Origin of the sequence: Occallatibacter sp., from assembly GCF_036502485.1 — a bacterium.
GTDB lineage: Bacteria > Acidobacteriota > Terriglobia > Terriglobales > Acidobacteriaceae > Telmatobacter.
The window spans coordinates 42123-62189 of sequence record NZ_DASXYM010000148.1 but is presented as its reverse complement, the minus strand read 5'-3'; the positions used below and the strand labels follow the sequence as shown (position 1 = coordinate 62189).

Here is a 20067-nt window from a genome sequence, read left to right as displayed (position 1 = left end):
TAACCCCGATGGGGGAACATAGTTATACCGAATGCTGCCTCTGCAACGGAAGCGGCCTGGTAGAAATCCATTTTAAGGTGAGCACGCGTCTGGCGGAACGAGAGCCATAGCTTCGAAGATAAGTAGATGCAGAACGTGGTGCGAGGGTTGGCTAAAAAATCGGTGCATGTCTTTGAAAACAAGAGGCTGAAGCCAAGACTTCAACGGGCGGCAGGATTGCCGGCGGTCGCGGCGGCGCGGACCGGCCATTTATTCTGGCGCAATGCACGACGAGGTTTCCTCTGCTGCTTCGGGCCCTAACCGGCTGGACGATTCGGCCTCTTCTTATCTCCGTTCGGCGCGGCATCAGCCGGTGCAGTGGCATCCGTGGGGTGATGAGGCATTTGCCCGCGCGCGGGCCGACGACAAGCCGATCCTGCTGGACATTGGGGCGGTGTGGTGCCACTGGTGCCATGTGATGGACCGGGAATCGTATGAGGACGCGGAGACGGCGCGGATCATCAACGAGAATTTCGTGGCTGTGAAGGTGGATCGCGATGAGCGCCCGGACGTGGACTCTCGCTATCAGGCGGGGGTGCAGGCGATCAGCGGGCAGGGAGGGTGGCCGCTTACGGCGTTTCTCACCCCGGATGGGCGCCCGTATTTCGGGGGGACGTATTTCCCGCGCGACGACCGTTATGGACGGCCGGGGTTTGGCCGCGTGCTGCTCACCATGGCGCAGGTGTGGAAGGAGCGCCGGGAAGAGGCGCTGGACACGGCGGCAAGCGTGATGTCCGCCATTGAGCAGAGCGAGACGTTCGCAGGCCGCGGCGGCGAAGTTTCACCGGAACTGGTGGATGAGATTGCCGGCGCAATGATTTCGCAATTCGATCCGCGCAACGGCGGGTTTGGCGCGCAGCCCAAGTTTCCCCATCCCGCCGCTCTCGATCTGCTGCTGCAGGTTGCCATGAACCGCGATGGCGAGCAGGCGCGCGATGTGTATCTGACCACGCTCCAGAAGATGGCGCTGGGCGGCGTGTATGACCAATTGGGGGGAGGGTTTCATCGCTATTCCGTGGACGAGCGCTGGGTGGTGCCGCACTTTGAGAAGATGCTCTACGACAACACGGAACTGCTGCGGAATTATGTGCATGGGTTCCAGAGCTACGTGCGTGAGGACTTCAAGGCAGTGGCGAACCACATGATGGAGTGGCTCGATTCCACCATGACGGACCGGGTGCGGGGAGGGTTTTATGCTTCGCAGGATGCGGACATCAGCCTCGACGACGATGGCGACTACTTCACGTGGACTCTGGAGGAGGCGCGCGCGGTCCTGAATCCGCAGGAACTCAAAGTGGCGGCGCTCTATTACGACATTGGCGAGCTTGGCGACATGCAACACGATCCCGCCAGGAATGTTCTGCATGTGAAGGCCACGGCGGAGGAGGCGGCCGCGAAGATCGGCATTGCTCCGGAGGAGTTCAGCCAGGTGCTTGAGTCGGCGCGCAGAAAGATGCTGGCGGCGCGCGAGCAGCGGGCGACGCCGTTTGTCGATCGCACGCTCTACACGGGCTGGAACGCGATGGCGGTGACGGCTTATCTGGAAGCGGGGCGTGTGCTGCGCAATCCGCAGGCGATCTCATTTGCGCTTCTAACGCTGCGGCGGCTGCTGGCGGAAGCATGGAGCGGGGCGGATTTGCTGCTGCACGTGATTGCGTATGCGGACCAGCAGGAAGGCAGGGCTCACCCGCGCATCGAGGGGACGCTGGACGACTATGCCTTCACGATCCATGCGTGCCTGGATGGATGGTTTGCGAGCGCGCGCATGGAGTTCTACCAGGCCGCGACGGTGCTGGCGGAGGCCATGATTGCGCGCTTCTACGATCGCGGCGACAAAGCATTTTATGACACACCCGTGACGACGGAGGGCGCGGCGCTGGGCGCGCTCGGGGCGAGGCGCAAGCCGCTGCAGGATTCGCCCACGCCGGCCGGAAACCCAACGGCGGCTTCCGCATTGCTGCGTCTGGAGGCGCTCTCCGGCAAGGCGGAGTATCGCGAGATCGCAGAGGATGTGCTGGAGTCGTTTGCGGAGATTGTGAAGCATTTTGGGCTGTATGCCGGCAGCTATGGGTTGGCGGCGGAGCGTCTGCTGCTGGATCCTATCCAGGTGGTGATTGTGGGCTCGGGCGCGGAGGCGGCGCGTCTGGAGGCGCTGGCGGTGGCGCGGTACGGCGTGAACAAGAGCGTGATGCGGGTGGGGACGTTTCGTATGAGTTGGGGAGGGGTCCCGGAGGCGCTCTCGGAGATGCTGATGAACGTGCCTGCTCCGAAGGACAAAGAGGTATGGGCGATGGTATGCCGCGGGAGAACCTGCCTGTCGCCGATCACGGATGGGGAGGCATTGCTAAGGGCGTTGGAGGTGGGGTGAGGGGGGACAGGTGGTCAGGTGATCAGGTGGATGATGCACATGCGTGGCCGGGTGTGGCCGGGGATACAGGCGGTCGATAGACAATCCGCTATCTTGCATGCATGCCCAGGATAACCACAGCGCCCGCGCAGTCCTATCGAGAGCTGCTCGTCTGGCAAAGGGCGATCCAGTTGCCCGTCGCGCTCTACCGGTTGACGGAGAGGTTTCCGGCTCGCAAAACCTACGGGCCGTCCAGCCAGATCAGGCGCTCGGCCGTCTCAGTTCCGAGCAATATCGCCGAAGGTCAGGGAAGGCTTGCCAGGGGAGAATTTCGGCAATTCCCGGGCATCGCGCGCGGGTCCAATTTCGAGATTCAAACGCCGCTCGAGATTGCGAGAACGCTGCCGATCGGAGAGCAGAAAATGCTCGTCACCTCGAGAATCTGTCCGACGAAGTGGGTAAGCGTATCTACTTGCTGCTCAGATCTTTGACTCCCGCCTCCCGGCCGCGTGACGGCGAGACAACTTGATCACCTGAGCGTTTGATCACCTGATCATCTGCCGTCATCCTTCGCCGGTCAGGGGGTTGGACTCCTGGGGCTTGAGGGTGGTTGGGTCCACTGCTTTCGCGGCGGAGGGTTCATGTGCCGCATCGGCGCTGAGCGCTGCCTGGCTGCTATCGCGAGACCCGTCAAACGAATTGAAGACGCGCATGGGATCGCCTGGCAGCATGTGATTTTCTTCGAGCGCGAGGCGAACGCGGCGCTGGAATTCGCGCATGGGCGCGTATTGCTTTGTGGGTTTGGTTTTGAACACCACGGGGAAGATCAACTGCGATCCCTTGACCGCGTCGACACCGAGGATCTGGGGATCGGCGAGGAAGATGTCTTTGAAATCCGGCTGGTTGCGAATGTGGTTGGCGATCGTGGTCAGAAGGTCGAGGACGCGGTTGGGGTCGGCTGAAAAATCGACGCTGACCTGGATGGTGGCTACGCTGAAGTCGGCGCTCTGGTTGGCTACCGTGGTGATCTGGGAATTGGGGATGACGTAGAGGGTGCCATCGCCGCCGCGGACGGTGGTTTTGCGCAGGGTCATGGATTCGACGGTGCCGGTGAGCCCGGCTACGGTGACCACGTCACCCACGTTGAACTGGCTCTCCACCAGGATCATGGTGCCGTTGAGCATGTCTTTCACGAGATTTTGTGCAGCCAGTCCGATGGCTACTCCGGCCACTCCGGCGGAGGTGAGCAGCGGCCCGACGTCGACGCCCATGGCATCAAGGAACTGCAGGCCGACGATGGCGCCGATGATCGCCAGGCCGGTGGTTTTGATCACGCCGGCAAGCGTTCTGACCTGTGAAATCCGGATGGCGCCCTGGGCATGCTGTTCAGCCAGGTGGATCATGCGCGAGGTAATGATCTTCAATATCCGGCTCAGCACCACGGCGACGATTGCCACCATGATCAGGTGCGGCAGCTTGACGCGCACGAAGTGGTGGACGTCATCCATCCACTCGTCCGCCATCTTGCCCATGAAGCGGCCCTCGGTAAAGATGCCGGACCTCAACGTAAACAGGCCGATTTGATACATCCCGACTCTCCCTTTTCCTATCTATATTCTGCAAGAGCGCAGATGGCGCCGTCCCGAAGTTGCCTGAGCATCAAAAACGCGCTGGATTGGTGGCTTCCAGATAGAAGCGTATAGCTCGTAGATGTGCCATTCCAAAGCAAGCGCGGCGGCGGCCTGTATGCCGGCGACAAAAAAATGACGAGGGCTGCGTCGATTTTCTCGCACGCGCCGTGGGAAAATGGGACATCATTTCTCTTCCCTTTGCGACTTGCTCAGTGTCCGGCTTCATAAGGAGTTTCCCATGTCAAGCGGCACATTCCAGGGTGACTATTCCATGACGAAGACGCATCGCCGCCGGGGCCGCACGCTGCGGTTTGCGGCTGTGGTGTTCGCAACCGCCACCTTGTTTTCCGTGGCACAGGAGCCGCCTCCGGGCAGCCCGGACCGGCCTCTGCTGATGCCGGAGGCCAACCGCCTGCCCGACAAGAACGCTCAGATGGAGATGCAGCAACAGCAGCAGAACAAGAAGGCGAGCTTTGCAGCGGCAAACATCGAACGCAGGCGCCAGATTGCGAGCGACTCGGCTAAATTGCTCGAACTTGCCACCGATTTGAAGAAAGAGGTGGACAAGACCGACAAGGACACGCTGTCGATCAATGTGATCCGCAAGGCCGAGATGATTGAGAAGCTGGCGAAGGGTGTGAAGGAAAAGATGAAGCTCACGGCGGCGGCCAGCTAGGCCCCGCTGTGAACAAAGGATGCAGGAGCGCGCCAGGCGCTGCAGCGGGTCGGTGCCAGGTAAAGGTATCGTTATGCCGAACCTATCTATCTTCGAGAGCGATCGGGCAACGGCGGATCCCAATTTAGATCAGGCCGTGCAGGCAAGCCGGCGCGGGGGCGAGCGGCGGCTTGCGTTGTGGTCGGCCGTGCTGCTGGTGTTGCCTCTGGCGGCGCAGACCGCCGCGGTCCCTTTTGGGCATTCCGGCGGGCAACCGGGGAACGTTGAGGATGCCGCGAGCGGCATTGAGACTGCCATGCAGGCAAAGCGGATCACCCAGCTCAACCAGATCCGTCAGAAATCGATAGTCAGCGATGCCGAGAAGCTGGTCCGCCTGGCGCAGGAGCTGAACGACGACGCGAACGCGGACGGCGCCAACCTGTCGCAAGCAGAGCGGATGCGCAAGGCCAGCGAGATTGAAAAACTGGCGAAGTCCGTGAAAGAAAAAATGACCTACGCGATTGGCGAGCCCACCGAAATCAGCCTGCCTTTCAGCACTTCGGCGCGGTGAGCGGAGCAGCCGAGCTTCAGTTGCGGGTTTGTCCCGGGCCGATTCCCGAGAGTGGCCGGACCCTGCCCTTGACCCCCTGCCGGGTTGTACAATCACGGATGGACTTCCGGGTCATCGCACGACCGGAGACACGGCTTCCCGAAGCCACTGAAAGTTGAGCCGAGAGGATCTCAGGAGACTCTCGGGCGTGACGGAGCGCTGGGAAAGTGCGGTACTCCGGGGCAGGGAATTGAATGCCGGAATAGGGAGTTTACGGCGATGAATCTGGCAGTATTCAGCCCGCGGGGCCTTGGGGAGGAAGCATTGAACGGCACCCTGAGCCCGCAGGCAATGATCGATATGTACCGGCTGATGTATCTCTCTCGCCGGATCGACGACCGCGAAATTCTCCTCAAGCGGCAGAACAAGATTTTCTTTCAGGTGTCTGGCGCCGGGCATGAGGCGTTGCAGGTGGGTGCGGCGCTGGCTCTGAGGCCAGGCTACGACTGGTTTCTTCCGTACTACCGCGACCGCGCGCTGTGCCTGGCCTTGGGAATCTCACCGAGCGACATGTTTTTGCAGGCTGTGGGAGCGGGGACCGATCCGCAGAGCGGGGGGCGGCAGATGCCGTGCCACTGGAGCAGCAAGCCGCTGCACGTGGTGAGCACGTCTTCCTCCACGGCCACGCAGATGCTGCACGCCATTGGCTGTGCCGAGGCGGGGCGCTACTACAGTGCGAGGCCCGAGTCTGCGAAGAAAGCGGAAGGCGACTACCGCCAGTTCGAGGATGTGGAGTTTCATGGCGACGAGGTGGTGCTGGCCTGCATTGGCGAAGGCTCCACGTCGGAAGGGGAATTCTGGGAGGCGCTGAACACGGCTTCTAATCAGAAGCTGCCCGTCATCTTCATGATCGAAGACAACGGCTATGCGATCAGCGTGCCGGTGGAGGTGAACACGCCGGGCGGAAACATTTCGCGCCTGGTGGCGAACTTCCCCCATTTTCAGTTCCAGGAGATTGACGGGACCGATGTAGAGACGTGCCTGCGCGCGTTTCAGAAGGCGGCTGCGTGGTGCCGCGCGGGGAACGGGCCGGCGTTTGTGCACGGGCACTGCATCCGGCCGTATTCGCACTCGCTGTCAGATGACGACAAGCTTTATCGCTCGGCTGCGGAGCGCGAAGCCGACGCCATGCGCGATCCGATCCATTGCATGCAGATGCGGCTGCTGCGCGAAAACATTGTCACGACGGAGCAGATCACCGAGCTCGAGCATAAGTGGGACAAGGAAGTGATTGAGGCTGCCGATGCGGCGCTGACGGCACCGCTGCCGCCGGTTGACAGCATTATGAAGCACGTCTACTCCGAGCAACTCGACATTACGAATCCGCCGTTTGCGGATGAGCGGGCGGCCGAGGCGGGATCCGCGCCGGGCAAGTCGAAGAGCTCGCAGGGAAGCGCGCCGCGGACCATGGCCGATCTGATCAACGCCTGCCTGCACGACGAGATGCGACGCGATGAGCGGATCGTGGTGTACGGCGAAGACGTGGCCGATGCCAGCCGCGAAGCGGTTCTGGGAGAGGCGAAGGGCAAAGGCGGCGTGTTCAAGCTGACCGCGGGGCTGCAGGCGGAATTTGGCGGGGAGCGGGTTTTCAATTCGCCTCTGGCGGAAGCCAACATTGTGGGGCGGGCGATTGGGTATGCCGTGCGCGGGATGAAGCCCATTGTGGAGATTCAGTTTTTCGACTACATCTGGCCGGCCATGCACCAGATTCGCAATGAACTGGCGCTGATGCGCTGGCGGTCGAACGGGGTATGGGGTTCGCCTGTCGTCATTCGCGTGCCGATTGGAGGCTATCTCACCGGCGGCGCCATTTATCACTCGCAGTGCGGGGAGAGTATCTTCACGCACATTCCGGGGCTGCGCATTGCCATGCCGTCGAATGCGCTGGATGCGAATGGGCTTCTGCGTACGGCGATCCGCGGCGCTGACCCGGTGATGTTTCTCGAGCACAAGCGGCTCTATCGCGAGACGTACGGCCGTGCACCGTATCCAGGGCCGGACTTTGCGATCCCGTTTGGCAAGGCGCGGACGGTACGCGAAGGAACGGATGTCACGCTGGTGACCTACGGAGCGGTGGTGCCGCGCGCGCTGCAAGCTGCGCAGATGGCGGAGCGGAAGCACAACATCGCGGTGGAGATTATCGATCTGCGGACGCTGAACCCCTATGACTGGGAGGCCATCGCGGAATCAGTGCGGAAGACCAGCCGGGTGGTCATCGCGCACGAGGACATGCTGAGCTGGGGCTACGGCGCGGAGTTGGCGGCGCGCATTGCCGATGAGCTTTTCGAAGATCTGGATGCGCCGGTGAAGCGCGTGGCGGGCATGGACACATTTGTGGCGTATCAGCCGGTGCTGGAGGATGCGATCCTGCCGCAGCCGGAGAAGATACTGCAGGCGATTGTCGATCTGAAGGCCTGGTGAAGCGACAGGGGATCGAGTGACCAGGCGGTCAGGTGATCAAGTGGTCAAGTACCCAGGTGCTCAAGTACCCAGGCGCTCAGGTGGTCGAGTTGTCAGGAAACCATAGACCCGGAACCCCTGCGTGCTTTACTTGGCGCCCGCATCTTCCCTGGCGAACTCCGCACTGAGGGAATGCTTCTCGCGTGCCACCGGCAGGAGCGTGGGATAGAACTGGACGAAGGTCGTGTCTACCGCGGCGTGCTGCGCGTGGCAGGTGTAGCAGGGGGCCTTCTCCGGGATCAGGGTGCCGTTCTTCGTGGGTGAGTCGAAGTCGAAGAAGGCCCATTTGCCGGGGAAGCGCGCCTCGTCTTTCACGTGCACCTCAAAGCCCATGACCCTTTCGCCCTGGAAGTGTCCGCGGGAGTTGATGGAGCCTTTATCGCGGGCCTCGCGCACCTCAAGAATCATGACCGTTTTGTCCGGCCAGGTTCCGGTGGCCAGAAAGCTGCGGTAGGCTTCGGGGTTCACGAAGACGTTGTCGAACATGGAGTGGTCCGCGGCCAGGGCTTTGGGGTTATAGCTCATGTCGATGCCGGTGGTCAGGTAGACGTACTCGCGGTAATTGGCAATGGGGAGCATGTCGCCCTTTGGGGTATAGGCCGGACCAGCCTGCGCCGCGTGGGCGATGTGGGTTGTGCGGGAGAGCAGGAGCAGGGAAGCAGTAGCAGCCAGCAGGCACACGCCGCCGGCGAGAAATTTCAAGCGCACGGAGACCTCCGATGGATGTAGTTACGCGGGGCAGGGGATGGCGGTTCCGGGAGGGCAGTGATTAATGGGCAGTGATCAGGTGGTCAGGTGATCACCTGACCACCTGACCACCTGCCTCAAAACACCTTGAGCTTGATGGAGAGGTACTTCTTCGGGTTTTCGCGGATGCCCTTCAGCAACTGCGCGGCCTGGTCCATTGCCTGATCGGCGTGGTCATAGGCGGCGCGGTTCTGCATGAGCTGGCCGAGAGTGCCCTTGCCTTCGTTCAGGCCTTTGAGGATGTTGTCGAGGTTGCCGACGGTGTCGTCCAGTTTCTGCGCGAAGGCGGGGTCCTGAGTCAGCTTGCCGAGCGCGCCTCTGCCGTTGCTGACGCCTTCCACCAGCTTGTTGGTATTGGCGACGGCAGCGTTCAGGTTGTTATAGAGCGACTCGTCGTGGAGCAGCTTGCCGGCCGACCCATGCCCCGCGGCCAGCGATTCCGAGATCATGTCGAGCCGGTTCACGGTGGCATTGAGCTTGGTGTAGAGAGTGTCATCGGTCAGGAGCTTGCCGAGGGTTCCTTTACCCTGGCTGACCTGTTGAGTGACGTTCTGCAGATTGGCCGCGACGGCAGTGAGCCGCTGGTAGAAGCCGGGATCGTTGAGGAACAGGCCCATGCTGCCGCGCTTCGAATTCATTGTGTCCAGCAGGGCGTTGAGCTTGGTCATCACCTCGCTGGCTTTTTGCAGCGCCTGCTGGCTGGTGTCGACCACCTGCTGGATGCTGGGCACATCGCGCGCCTTCAACTCTGAGTTGTTTGCGGGCTCCGGTCCGTGCGCGCCTTCGGATGTGATGTCGACATAGCTGTCGCCCAGCACGCCGGCCGACTGGATGGAGGTCAGAGAGTCAGCGTGGATTCCGTAAGCCGACGACTCGCCCACCTGCATGGTGACCTCAACCGGGGTTGGGTTGCGCGCCGGCACGACGCGGATCCGCTGCACGTTGCCGATGGTAACGCCCTCGAGGGTGACGGGAGCGCCCTTCTTCAGGCCCTCGGCGTTGTGATAGTACGAGCGCAGCAGGAGCTTTTTGGCAAACAGCCCGCCTGTCGATCCTGACATGAGGAAGATGAGCACAACCAGTACGCCCACGCCCACCAGCACGAGGGCGCCGACCTTCAGCTGAGACCACTGAATTTCCTTCCGGCTTGGCACTCCACTCCCCTCGAGGCTTTGATGTGAACAGCTGGTAACTTATGCGACTTGTGATGCTTGCCTAAAGAGGATAGCAGAAAGCGCGGCGATCATCGGGCGTCTTCGAGGACTACGCTGGCCATGGCCAAGGCGGCGGTGTGGGTGAGAGACAGCGCCGCGTTCCTCATTCCGAGGTGCTGAGCCCGCTCGGCTGCGCGGCCATGAAAGGCGAGGCTTGGCCGGCCGCCCGGCTCACGCACCACCTCTATCTCAAGCCAGCTCACGCCGTGGCTGATGCCGGTTCCGAGGGCCTTGGCTCCGGCCTCTTTGGCGGCGAAGCGGGCGGCGAGGCTCTCCGCCGCGTTGCGCTTGCGCAGGCAGTAGGTTTTTTCCGCGTGGGTGAAAACGCGATCGAGAAATCGTGGCCCGTAGCGGCTCATCGAGTGTTGGATGCGCGCAATCTCTACCAGATCAATACCCGAGCCGATGATCATTCTGACTACGAAGTTACATCATCTCTGTGGGCTGGCCTACACCCCTGAAACGAATTGCGCAGACCGCCAAGCAATCCATTTGGTTAAAACTGCTTCAAATTACCAATGCATTTGGGATGCGCAGCAGCGGGTTGCGCACGCCGTCACGGGCCTGTTCCAAAGCTGGTCAGCGACCGTTCGAGTCCTGAACAGCCGTGATGCTGGCCCGTGCCGCTCCGATATATGCGGAAGTGAGGTTCATCGTGTTGCAGCGCAACCTGGCAAGTTTGACCACTCCGTGGGCCCTTGAGATGAAGGCAATCTCGCAGGTTGAGCCGTCGCGACTGGTGTGCGCCCTCACGGGAGCCATTCTGGGGTGCGGCGGCTGGGTGTTGAGCCGCGGGGCGAGCGACAGCGGCACCATCAATATGCTGTTTGAATTTGAGCGCCAGTCGTGCGTGGATATTTATAGTGTGCTGATTGCGGCGGGGATTGAGCTCAGCCAGTCAGGCCATCTGCGCTTTACGGAACTCTGCCAATGCACGCGCAATCAGGCCTCCGCTTGCGGGCAGGAGATTGCGAGCGTCGATTTGGAGGTCCAGACGTTTCCGGGGGAGGCCAACACGCGGAGGGCTGTGGGGCAGGCGATGTAGAAGCGCGGACAGCTTTCCGCCGTCAGCGATTCAGCTGTCATCGAGCGTTTCCGCAATCCATTAGCGGCAACTCAGATTTCTTTCAACATGGGAGACGGTTGATGGTCGAACACGAAGCTGATAGTGAAGGCTGTCACTACCCCGCTTCGACCAATCCGTATCGCCGCTGCCAGGCGATTTTGAGGCGCTCGCGGAGGCGGGTGCGTTCGGCGTCAGAGACATCGGGCCCGGGGTCGGCTACGAAGCGGGCGGCTTCGTGCTTTGCGAGCTCCAGTACCTGGCGATCGCGGATGAGATTGGCGACGCGGAAGTCGGGCAGGCCGGCTTGCCTGGTACCGAAGAACTCGCCGGGGCCGCGCATCTGCAGATCGAGTTCGGCGAGCTCAAAGCCGTCCTGAGTACGGACCATCGCGCTGAGCCGCTCTTCGGCTTGTTCGCTGACGCGCTCCCCGGTCATGAGAATGCAGTAGCTTTTGGCGGCGCCGCGGCCTACGCGCCCGCGCAACTGGTGTAACTGCGCGAGGCCGAAGCGCTCCGCGTGCTCGACGATCATGACGGTGGCGTTGGGGACGTCGACGCCGACTTCGATAACGGTGGTTGCGACCAGCACATCGATTTCGCCGCGCTGGAAGCGCCGCATGGTGACTTCCTTGTCGTCGGGGTCAAGACGGCCGTGCAGCAGGCCCAGGCGCAAGCCGGCGAGCGGGCCGGTGCGCAGCTTTTCGTGCATCTCAATGGCGGACTTCAGGCCGGCCTTTGCGGACGGATTTGCTTCTTTGACGAGTTTGGGAAAGAGCGCGGCGGTCTTGCCTTTGCGCACAGTCTTTGGGGTTGGCTCCGCGGGAGGCGCCGGTGTGTCATTGGAGAAATCGAGCTCTGGCCGATCGTCCTTCGAGCCTTCGATGACGGGGTAGACCACGTACGCCTGCCGACCCTGCTTCACCTGCTTGCGCACGAAATCCCAGACGTCGCCGGCGCGTTCGTCGGGAACACGGCGCGTGAGAATGGGGGTGCGGCCGGGCGGGAGCTCATCGAGCACGCTGACGTCGAGGTCGCCATAGAGGCTCAGCGCCAGGGTTCGCGGGATGGGGGTGGCGGTCATGACGAGCACGTCGGGCTCGGCCATCTCCGTCCCATCGGGCCGGGGCTTTTTCATCAGCTTGAACCTCTGCAGCACGCCGAAGCGGTGCTGCTCGTCGACGACGACGAGGCCGAGTCGATCGAACTCGACTTTCTCTTCGATGAGAGCGTGCGTGCCGATAACGAGGTGGGCTTCGCCGCGGTTGATGAGGCCGCGGCTGGTGCGCTTGCGTTCTTCGTCGAGCGAACCGGTCAGCAGCACGATGCGATATTTGCGCGAGGACTTTTCGAGCAGCTTGCGGGCGGCGAGGAAATGCTGGGTGGCAAGGATTTCAGTGGGCGCCATGAGGGCGGCCTGGTAGCCGTTCTCCATCGCGACGAGCATGGCCTGCAGCGCGACGATGGTCTTGCCGGAGCCCACATCGCCCTGCAGCAGACGGCGCATGGGCGAGGGCCCGCGCATGTCGCTGACGATCTCGCCCAGTGTTCGCTTCTGCGCCTTGGTGGGATGAAACGGCAGGACTTCGCGGATGGCTTCGCGCACCTTGTCGGTGGTTGCGAAGCTGATACCGGAGCGCTCGCGCATGCGGCGGCGTTTGAGTTCCAGGCCCAGCTCGAGAAAAAACAGCTCTTCAAAGATGAGGCGGCGATGGGGGGGAGTGGCCCAGGCCTGCAGGGCGTCCATGGGCGTGCCCTCGGGCGGGAAGTGCACCTGGCAGAGGGCTGTTTCGCGATCGGGCAGGGCGAGGCGGTCAAGCATGGTGCGCGGGAGGCACTCGGGGATTGCGCCTCGGAGGCCTTCGAGAAGATGGAAGATCACCTTGCGCTGCCATCGCGAGGCCAGGCGAGCGCCGCCGAGCGACTCGTAGACGGGCGTGATGCGGCCTACTTCAAGCATGCGGGTTTCCGCATCTTCGCTGGCGTCGGGCAGGATCTCGAACTGCGGATTGATCATTTTGAAGCTGGAGGTGGTGCGCGAGGGCTCGACCTTGCCGAATACCGCGACGGTCTGGCCGGCGTGGAACTTGTCTTCAAGGTAGCCGCCGTGGAACCACATGCACTTCATGGCGAGCCGGCCCTGGCCTACGGTGAGTTCGAAGATGGGGGCCTTGCGCGTTTTGAGGAGGGAGAAGCCGCGGACTTCTCCGATGACGGAGGCCATTTCGCCCACCTTCAATTCATCGAGCGAGCGGGGATTCTGGCGGTCTTCGTAGCGAAAGGGGAGATGGTAGAGCAGGTCTTCGGCGGTGCGGATGTTTTTTTGAGCCAGCAGCTCCGCCACGCGCGGTCCGACGCCGCGCACCCACTTCACTTCCTCATCGAGTCCGGGCACATTCTGGATGGTAAATGGTGAGTCAGGTGATCAGGTGCTTGCTGGTCTATAGCTTTGCAGGCGTTGCCTGACGCACGGCATCAGTTACCGATCTTCGGCCTGCCTGAGAATCCGCTGGCGGTGCGGAGTTCGTCGGCGTCCATGAGCTTGCCGTCCATCATGACTACGCGGGTGTTGCGCAAGTCGCCGATGTGGTGGGAAGGATCGCCCTCTACCAGCACCAGATCGGCGGCCTTGCCGGCGGCGATGGAGCCGGTGGTCTTGTCTGCGTGCACCAGCTGCGCCGGCATGATGGTCGCGGCCGCGAGCGCCTCCTCGGGCGTGAAGCCGGCGGTTACGTAGAGCTCCAGCTCGCGCACAAGTTCCATGCCGGAGCCGTCGGTGCCTGCCACGATGGAGATGCCGTCTTTATGCATCAGGGCGACCAGGTCGCTGAGTTTGGCAAAGCTCTTGCGGAAGTCATCGCGGGTCAGATCCTTGGGCACGGCAAACCCGCCGGTGCGGAAGCCGCGCTCCGTGGCTGGCGGTAGCGTGCCCACATAAGGGGCGTAGGCCGGCGAGAGATCGCCGTTCTCCGGCACATACAGCGACTCGACCACGACCAGCGTGGGGTCGGCGTAGATGTGTTTCGCAACCATGGTGTCGAGCAGGGGCTTGATGGGAGCTGCGTCGAGGTTCAGATCCTTGGCATAGCGGCCGGTGCCGTTGAAGCGGTTGATGCCGTTGGACGTGTCCACCACGTCCTTCGGCATGGCTTCCATCGACACGAAGTAGATGTGCGTCAACTCGTCATAGCCGGCGGCAATTGCCTCCGAGGGGCGCATGCCCGCGGGCACGTGGCCGTGGACGTGCAGGCCGAGCTTGTGTGCCTCGGCAGCAGCGGGCGCTACCCAGGCGGGATTGTAGGTGCCGTAAAACTTGATGCCGGTGAATCCTTCCGATTTGGCCTTGCGTACCGCAGCCACCGCTTCTTCTGGCGAGGTCACGATGGTCCCGAGTTGGGCCGAGTTCGGCCCTTTGCCGTCGATGAGCAGGGACGGGTAGACGTGCGGCATCAGCAGATCGCCACTGGCCCGGCGCTTGGCGCGCGCGATGGTGAGGTCGTTGTTGTTACCGGGATCGCGCGCCGAGGTGATGCCCAGCGAGAGGAGGAACGGCCCGGCGAAGTCGTCGCTTACGTGCTGGTGCGAGTCCCATAGGCCGGGCACAAGGGTTTTGCCGGCGCCATCGAAGACCTGCGCGCCGCTGGGCACGGAGGCGGCGCTGGATGGACCTACGCTGGAGATGAGTCCGTTTTCCACCACGACAGTCTGGTCCTCGACAAAACGCGTGCCATCGACAAATGCGCGCACGTGCGTGAAGGCGACCGGCCCAGCCGGAGTTTTAACCAGACGTTTTGCCAGTGCGGGACTCTGTGCGGCCAGAGCCTCGTCCTGGGCATTCATCATGGGGGTCAGGGCAGTCTCATACCCGGCCGGCAACACGCCAAGGCCGCCCACGGCTCCGAAAAACTTGCCGTCCTCTGTAGCCCAGATCGGGCTGGGGGAGGGGCCGAGGCCGCTGATGGCCCATGCCACAACCTTTTTCTTCCGGGCGCCTTCGCCTACGGTGAGTTCAGTCAGCCGGTCGGCATGTGCTTTTCCGCCGGGCAGCAGAGCCAGGGAGTGATTGGGCGCGGCGAGCAGCGTCTCCACGAATGAACCATCAGAGAACGTGCCGCCCACCGCGACATAGAACGCCGAGCCAACAGCCGAGCCTGGGTAATCGGCGTCTCCGTGATCCACGGGGGTTTGCCACTTGGCGCGTTTGGCCGTGATGCTGAACGTCTCGGCCGCATCGCCGGTGGGCGTAGATCCCCTGATCTCGATGACTGAGGGCATGTGGTCGGGCCCCATGCGCATGCGCTGATCCACGTCCCATGCCATGCCGCGCAGTTGGACGGTGGAGCGGGACATGAGGCTGCCGTCGGGAGCGGTCCAGTTGTACGACTTGCCGTTTGTGCCCGATGTGGACAGGACAGTGAACTCCTGCGCGCCCGCCGGGGGTTTGGCCAGTTGATCCGCGGGCGTCTGCGCGAACAGGTGCATTCCCGGCCCCGACAGCCACACAAAGACACACGCACCAGCAAAAGACCGCCACGAGCGGCACAACCTGCCCAACAGGTTCATCGAGAGACCTCGCACAAGGAAGGTAGGGGCCCGGCCCCGGGGTGTCAATGGCATGGTAATTCATTGAGAAAACAAGTGGAGTACTTAATGACGACTGGTCAGGGGATCGGTAGCGAGTTCCTGGGGGGGGGTGCGTGCACTCACTGTCCTCTGGTTTCTCGAATCAATGATGAATACGTAGTTATATGCAAGGAGTGGCCGAGTTATCACGGGGGATAGCTTTGATCCCGCAGGGCATTGTTCCTAGATAGCGTCCTATCGAGCAAACTAGATCGCTAGCCTGATCGAGTTAATCGGCTCCCCCCAGGAATTTGTCACAGACCAGTTTTTCAGAGTCAATGCGGTAAAACGGTGGTAGACTTATCCGGCTCCAGTAGAAGTTCAAATAGAGATAACAAACTCGCGACGGCGATGTTTGTTTCTTCAGTTCTGCAGATTTTCCCTGGTCCGGTTGATTCGGGCTCCTTCGAGTTATCACAGTTAGTGTTAGATCCTTGCACCCCCGAAAGGGGCTCAAGGATGCTCGCATCTCTGCGTCTGCGCGTGGGTTAAGTCACCGCTCTCGCAATGCTTGCGGCGAGCGTATTCACGCGCAAAAAATCATGCACACGACCACGAAAGGAAGCTAAACATGTTCAGCTTGTCAATGCGTCAGTTAGCGGCAGGATCGGTGCTCGCGCTCGGGTTGAGCGGGGCCGCTTACTGTCAGTCCAGCCTTGTGTTTCCGACACCTGTTTCTACACTCGTAACCACCGCTGCCGCTCAAAGCACCGGGGTTTCCCCGGTCACGTTCAACGGCGACGTCATTTGGTTCTTTCAGGGATATAACTCGGGAGTCTGTTTCCAGCACGATGGGAGTTATGACACCTGCCCCGCTGGCCTTCCCTTGGTGGATGGGGTGCCTCAGGCCACTGTGTGGAACGGTACGCTGTACCTGGCCTATGCGCTGCACGGCAGCCATCAACTGGTCATTGCCACTACCTCAGACGTGCACTTGCAAACCTGGGGGTATTCGGAACCCGCTGGATTGTTCGTTGGCGTCAGCCCGGCGATCGCCGTTCTGAACAACAAGCTGTTCATCGCATATCAGGAGAACCAGCAAGACCATTACCTTGGTATGGCCAGCACGTTTGACGGCGTCAACTGGACCAGTCAGTTATCGAGTGTGTACAAGATCGGCCATGCGCCCGGGATGACGTATTTCAACGGACAACTCGTGATTGCGGCCTTCTGCCAGTGTGACTCTCACTACCTTGATGTCTACACATCTACCGGCAGTCTTTCGCCGACTTTCGCGACGGAGGATCGATCGAAAACCCTGGCGAACGCCTCAAATCCGAGTCTGGCCGTGTATAACAACGTGCTTATGCTGGGCTACATGCAAAACGGCCAGCGATATTTCCAAACCACCACCTCGTATAACGCTGTCACCTGGACTCCAGCGGTGCGGCAGACAAGTCTGACAAATGGATGGAATGGCCTCGGTCTTGCGGTCGTAGGTTCCACTATTTATGGAGTGTACGAGTCTCAGAGCGCGATTCCCGGCCAGCCATCCGGTTCCAATCAGTTCGCTATCAGCACAACGAGCGGCGTCCATTGACACTAGCTCTTCGTAGGTTCCTAAACCGAAGCAGGGCTGGAACCGATGAAGCGGCGCACCTGGGTTAACAAAGCGTTCTGGCTCGTTTAAAGCGAGCCAGAACGCTTGCTGCGATGTTTTCCTCGCGCGCTGAGGGGCGCGAGCACAGGATCCCTGCGCGGAAATCTGGGTTGAATTTCTTCCCCGGGCGGTTTCCCCGGAATCGTAGCAGAGGAGTCAGCTAAGGTGTTGCCTGACCACGGACCAATCGCGTCAGCCCTTGCATGCGGCGATGCGTGCGGTGCGCACTTCTGCCGCGAGCACCTTCAGAATCAGGATGGCGAGGCCGGGTTCGGTCAGCATCATGTTCGAGAACTGCTCGCGGGGCACAAAGCTGACTTCAGCGCCAGATCTGGCCTTAGCCGAAAGCGAATAGCTGGTGTTGCTCACGACGGCGGGAAGGCCCAGCAGCGACTTGGGCTCGGCGTTCATATCGAGCACTGTCTCGCCGTCCGGGGAGCGCATGGTAAGGGCAACCGCTCCGGCGCACACGATATACACCCCTGCGGGGTTTTCGCCCTGACAGAAAAGCACACGGTCCTCGGAGCAGTCGACCGGCCTGGCGCGTTCGTTCAGGGCTCGGATCAGTTCCGTATCGCCGACAAAAGCTGAAGGATCGAAGTTCACAGGCCCATTCTGGCACGCCGCCAATGCGGAAAAAGTGATCCCCATCACATTTCAATGTTTATCGAGCGGAACGAATCCATTCTCGCGGGCGGCCGTGCTTGTTGATTCGCGCCGAGAGGGGCGTCAGCCGCACCGCTGGTGCTAGTCGCACACCAGGGCAGCGCCTTCAGGGAAGCCAGCGGTTGCGTCGGCATCGAGGTCGGCGGGCTCGCCGGCAGCAAACTGGGAGGTGAAGAAGGTATCCACCTGCTCCAGGACGGCTGCGCCGGTTTTCGCCTGGTAGATGGAGGCTCGCAGCCTGGCCCCGCCGGGCACGCCGTGCGTGAACCACGAGGCGAACTGTTTCATTTTGCCGGCCACCTCGCGCACGGCGGCGTTCTTGTCGCCGGCAGACGCTTCGGACTCGTCGAGGAGCATCTGGAAGTAGGCGCGGATCATGCGATAGCGATCTTCCACGGTGGGCAGGTCGTAGCGGCCGGTGGCGGTGTACTGGGCGATCTGGCGGAAGATCCACGGATTGGCCGGCGCGGCGCGGCCGATCATCACGGCGTCACAGCCGGTCTTGGCAATCATGGCTGCCGCGTCCTCGGGCGTTCGGATATCGCCGTTGCCGATTACGGGAATTGAGACGGACTGCTTGATGGCGGCGATCCATTCCCAGCGCGCCTGGCCGGTGTAGGCCTGCTCGCGGGTGCGGGCGTGGAGAGCGATCGCGTTGAGGCCTTCGCTTTCGGCCATGCGGGCCAGTTCCACGCAGACGATGTTGGCGTCGTTCCAGCCGAGGCGGAACTTGACCGTGAAAGGGATGGTGACTGCCTTTCGCACGGTGTGGAAGATCTCGCCGATTTTGGGCAGGTCGCGCAGCAGGCCGGAGCCGCCGTTGCAGCCGACGACGCGCTTGGCAGGGCAGCCGAGGTTCAGGTCGACGCTGTCGAAACCGGTGTCTTGAATGATGCGCGCGGCCTCGGAGAGGGTCTCGGGGTTGGATCCGAAGATCTGGGCGGAGATGGGGTGCTCATCCTCATAAAAGGTGAGGTAACGCTTGCGCTTGGTCTCGCGCATGCGCGAGAGACCGTCGGCGGAGGTGAACTCGGTCATCAGCAGTCCGCAGCCGGACTGGGTATTGGTAATGTCCGCGTCGATTTCGGCTTCCGTGGCGTCCTGGTCGCTGGCAGCTGGCGCCTGGTGGCTGGTGAATGCGCTGGCGTGGCGAATGAAGCGCCGGAATACCGTGTCGGTGACGCCCGCCATGGGCGCCAGCACGGTGGCAGGAGCCACCTGGACGTTGCCGATGCGCATTTCCGCGGGGACGCGCGCATTGGCAGGCATCTCGTGCTCGATCGGGTTATCCCAGTGCTTTTTCACCGTAAAGCCTCTACCTGGCATGGTGCCCGAGCTCCTAGCCTCTAGCTACTAGCCTCTAGCTGTTCCGGTTGCGCGTCAATCTCCCGGAGCTGAAAAGCCGGCGGCGTGAATGGGGGGCGGCGTTCTTTCTCCAGTTCCTGCCCAAACACGCTGAGGCCTCCGCCGCGGCGGAGGCCTTTTAAGCCAAATCGCTGATCCGGCCGGGGTTACTTGGGGTCGGCCTTGGCGTACTTGCGGCGGAAACGCTCCACGCGGCCGGCCGTGTCTACCAGGCGCTGTTTGCCGGTGAAGAACGGGTGGCACGCTGAGCAAATTTCCACGTGAATGTCGCCCTTGTGGGTCGAACGTGTCTCGAAGTTGTTGCCACAGGCGCAAACAACCCGCGTCGCGGCGTAATTGGGATGAATCTTTTCCTTGGGCATCGCTCGTGAAAATACCTTTCCTGCAGTCTTTTTATTGTAGAGCGAATGAGAAGGGTTGGCAATTCCATGGATCACGTAGCAACGTGACAATTCTGGCCTATAATGATGCCGCAATTGAAAACCAGCTACCGATGCCGATTCCCCGACACCGGCAACTGAGGAGAGATCACCATGTTGAAGCCTCTGCTCCTTTTGCCTGCAGTGCTTGTAATGGCGTACGCGGGCTCGCCAGCTCCGCAAAAGACCACCAACCCCGCCGGGGCGATTGAGAAGGTTCCGGTCGCCAGCGCGCGTGTCAAGGATATCTATAAGTTCGATTGCGCGATGTGCCACGGCGAGACCGGCGATGGCAAGACCGACCTGGGCCAGAGCCTGGGCGTGACCAGCAACTTCGCTGATCCGAAGGCGTTCGAAGGCAAGACCGATCAGCAGATCTTCGAGGCCATCCGCAAGGGCAAGGACAAGATGCCGCCCGAGGATGCCCCGCGCGCCAACGACGACCAGGTGAAGGGGCTTGTGCTGTACCTCCGTAGCCTGTCGAAGGACAAGCCGGCCGTGACGCCGGCGTCGCAACCCGCGGCTGAGCCGGCTGCGGCGCCCTCGTCTTCACCGACGGGGCACTGAGGCTGCCATTCTGAGTGGCCGATCCCCCAGCGCAGAATCGCGCCAGGGATCGGGTACGGCA

17 protein-coding genes are annotated in these 20067 nt (G+C 61.8%); 8 read left to right on the top strand and 9 right to left on the bottom strand.

Translation table 11 applies throughout. The annotated features are described in order from the left end of the window. Positions 1–262 precede the first annotated feature (262 nt). The gene (locus tag VGL22_RS18865; RefSeq protein WP_465268502.1) at positions 263–2407 is read left to right on the top strand and encodes a thioredoxin domain-containing protein; all 2145 of its coding nucleotides are present in this window, start codon (positions 263–265) and stop codon (positions 2405–2407) included. Positions 2408–2508: 101 nt separating this feature from the next. Beyond that, the gene (locus tag VGL22_RS18860) at positions 2509–2877 is read left to right on the top strand and encodes a four helix bundle protein (RefSeq protein ID WP_465268501.1); all 369 of its coding nucleotides are present in this window, start codon (positions 2509–2511) and stop codon (positions 2875–2877) included. Between the two features lie 72 nt (positions 2878–2949). Here VGL22_RS18860 and VGL22_RS18855 read toward each other — a convergent pair whose 3' ends face one another. After that, complete coding sequence (locus tag VGL22_RS18855) at positions 2950–3975, bottom strand: mechanosensitive ion channel family protein (RefSeq protein ID WP_465268500.1); 1026 nt, start codon at positions 3973–3975, stop codon at positions 2950–2952. 280 nt (positions 3976–4255) lie between these two features. Here VGL22_RS18855 and VGL22_RS18850 point away from each other — a divergent pair, with 280 nt between their 5' ends. The 3 genes from VGL22_RS18850 to VGL22_RS18840 all read left to right on the top strand — a co-directional run bounded on the left by VGL22_RS18850 (position 4256) and on the right by VGL22_RS18840 (position 7703). Then, the gene (locus VGL22_RS18850) at positions 4256–4693 is read left to right on the top strand and encodes a hypothetical protein (RefSeq protein ID WP_465268499.1); all 438 of its coding nucleotides are present in this window, start codon (positions 4256–4258) and stop codon (positions 4691–4693) included. A 19-nt stretch (positions 4694–4712) separates the two neighbouring features. Beyond that, complete coding sequence (locus tag VGL22_RS18845; protein WP_465268498.1) at positions 4713–5243, top strand: hypothetical protein; 531 nt, start codon at positions 4713–4715, stop codon at positions 5241–5243. A gap of 258 nt (positions 5244–5501) precedes the next feature. Further along, positions 5502–7703, top strand: a complete 2202-nt coding sequence (locus VGL22_RS18840; protein WP_465268497.1) for an alpha-ketoacid dehydrogenase subunit alpha/beta — start codon at positions 5502–5504, stop codon at positions 7701–7703. 126 nt (positions 7704–7829) lie between these two features. On the opposite strand, the gene VGL22_RS18835 is transcribed toward VGL22_RS18840, so the two are convergent. From VGL22_RS18835 to VGL22_RS18825, 3 genes are all read right to left on the bottom strand, one after another. Continuing rightward, positions 7830–8450: a cytochrome P460 family protein gene (locus VGL22_RS18835; protein ID WP_465268496.1), complete on the bottom strand. Its 621-nt coding sequence runs from the start codon at positions 8448–8450 to the stop codon at positions 7830–7832. 116 nt (positions 8451–8566) lie between these two features. Further along, the gene (locus tag VGL22_RS18830; RefSeq protein WP_465268495.1) at positions 8567–9643 is read right to left on the bottom strand and encodes an MlaD family protein; all 1077 of its coding nucleotides are present in this window, start codon (positions 9641–9643) and stop codon (positions 8567–8569) included. 89 nt (positions 9644–9732) lie between these two features. Beyond that, the gene (locus VGL22_RS18825) at positions 9733–10116 is read right to left on the bottom strand and encodes a holo-ACP synthase (protein ID WP_465268494.1); all 384 of its coding nucleotides are present in this window, start codon (positions 10114–10116) and stop codon (positions 9733–9735) included. Positions 10117–10313: 197 nt separating this feature from the next. Here VGL22_RS18825 and VGL22_RS18820 point away from each other — a divergent pair, with 197 nt between their 5' ends. Further along, the gene (locus VGL22_RS18820) at positions 10314–10748 is read left to right on the top strand and encodes a hypothetical protein (RefSeq protein WP_465268493.1); all 435 of its coding nucleotides are present in this window, start codon (positions 10314–10316) and stop codon (positions 10746–10748) included. Between the two features lie 136 nt (positions 10749–10884). Here the strand turns inward: VGL22_RS18820 and recG are convergent, their stop codons facing one another. Next, entirely contained in the window at positions 10885–13161 is a 2277-nt protein-coding gene (recG, locus tag VGL22_RS18815) for an ATP-dependent DNA helicase RecG (protein WP_465268492.1), read from the bottom strand. Between the two features lie 80 nt (positions 13162–13241). Further along, complete coding sequence (locus VGL22_RS18810; RefSeq protein WP_465268491.1) at positions 13242–15248, bottom strand: amidohydrolase family protein; 2007 nt, start codon at positions 15246–15248, stop codon at positions 13242–13244. A 712-nt stretch (positions 15249–15960) separates the two neighbouring features. On the opposite strand from VGL22_RS18810, the gene VGL22_RS18805 reads away from it, so the two are divergent. Further along, positions 15961–16929, top strand: a complete 969-nt coding sequence (locus VGL22_RS18805; protein ID WP_465268490.1) for a hypothetical protein — start codon at positions 15961–15963, stop codon at positions 16927–16929. A 252-nt stretch (positions 16930–17181) separates the two neighbouring features. Here the strand turns inward: VGL22_RS18805 and VGL22_RS18800 are convergent, their stop codons facing one another. The 3 genes from VGL22_RS18800 to rpmE all read right to left on the bottom strand — a co-directional run bounded on the left by VGL22_RS18800 (position 17182) and on the right by rpmE (position 19382). Beyond that, positions 17182–17640, bottom strand: coding sequence for a Crp/Fnr family transcriptional regulator (locus VGL22_RS18800; RefSeq protein ID WP_465268489.1), 459 nt, complete (start codon positions 17638–17640; stop codon positions 17182–17184). Between the two features lie 96 nt (positions 17641–17736). Next, entirely contained in the window at positions 17737–18960 is a 1224-nt protein-coding gene (dusB, locus tag VGL22_RS18795; protein ID WP_465268506.1) for a tRNA dihydrouridine synthase DusB, read from the bottom strand. A 206-nt stretch (positions 18961–19166) separates the two neighbouring features. Further along, the gene (gene rpmE / locus VGL22_RS18790) at positions 19167–19382 is read right to left on the bottom strand and encodes a 50S ribosomal protein L31 (RefSeq protein ID WP_465268488.1); all 216 of its coding nucleotides are present in this window, start codon (positions 19380–19382) and stop codon (positions 19167–19169) included. Between the two features lie 171 nt (positions 19383–19553). On the opposite strand from rpmE, the gene VGL22_RS18785 reads away from it, so the two are divergent. Further along, positions 19554–20006, top strand: coding sequence for a c-type cytochrome (locus VGL22_RS18785; RefSeq protein WP_465268487.1), 453 nt, complete (start codon positions 19554–19556; stop codon positions 20004–20006). Positions 20007–20067: the final 61 nt, after the last annotated feature.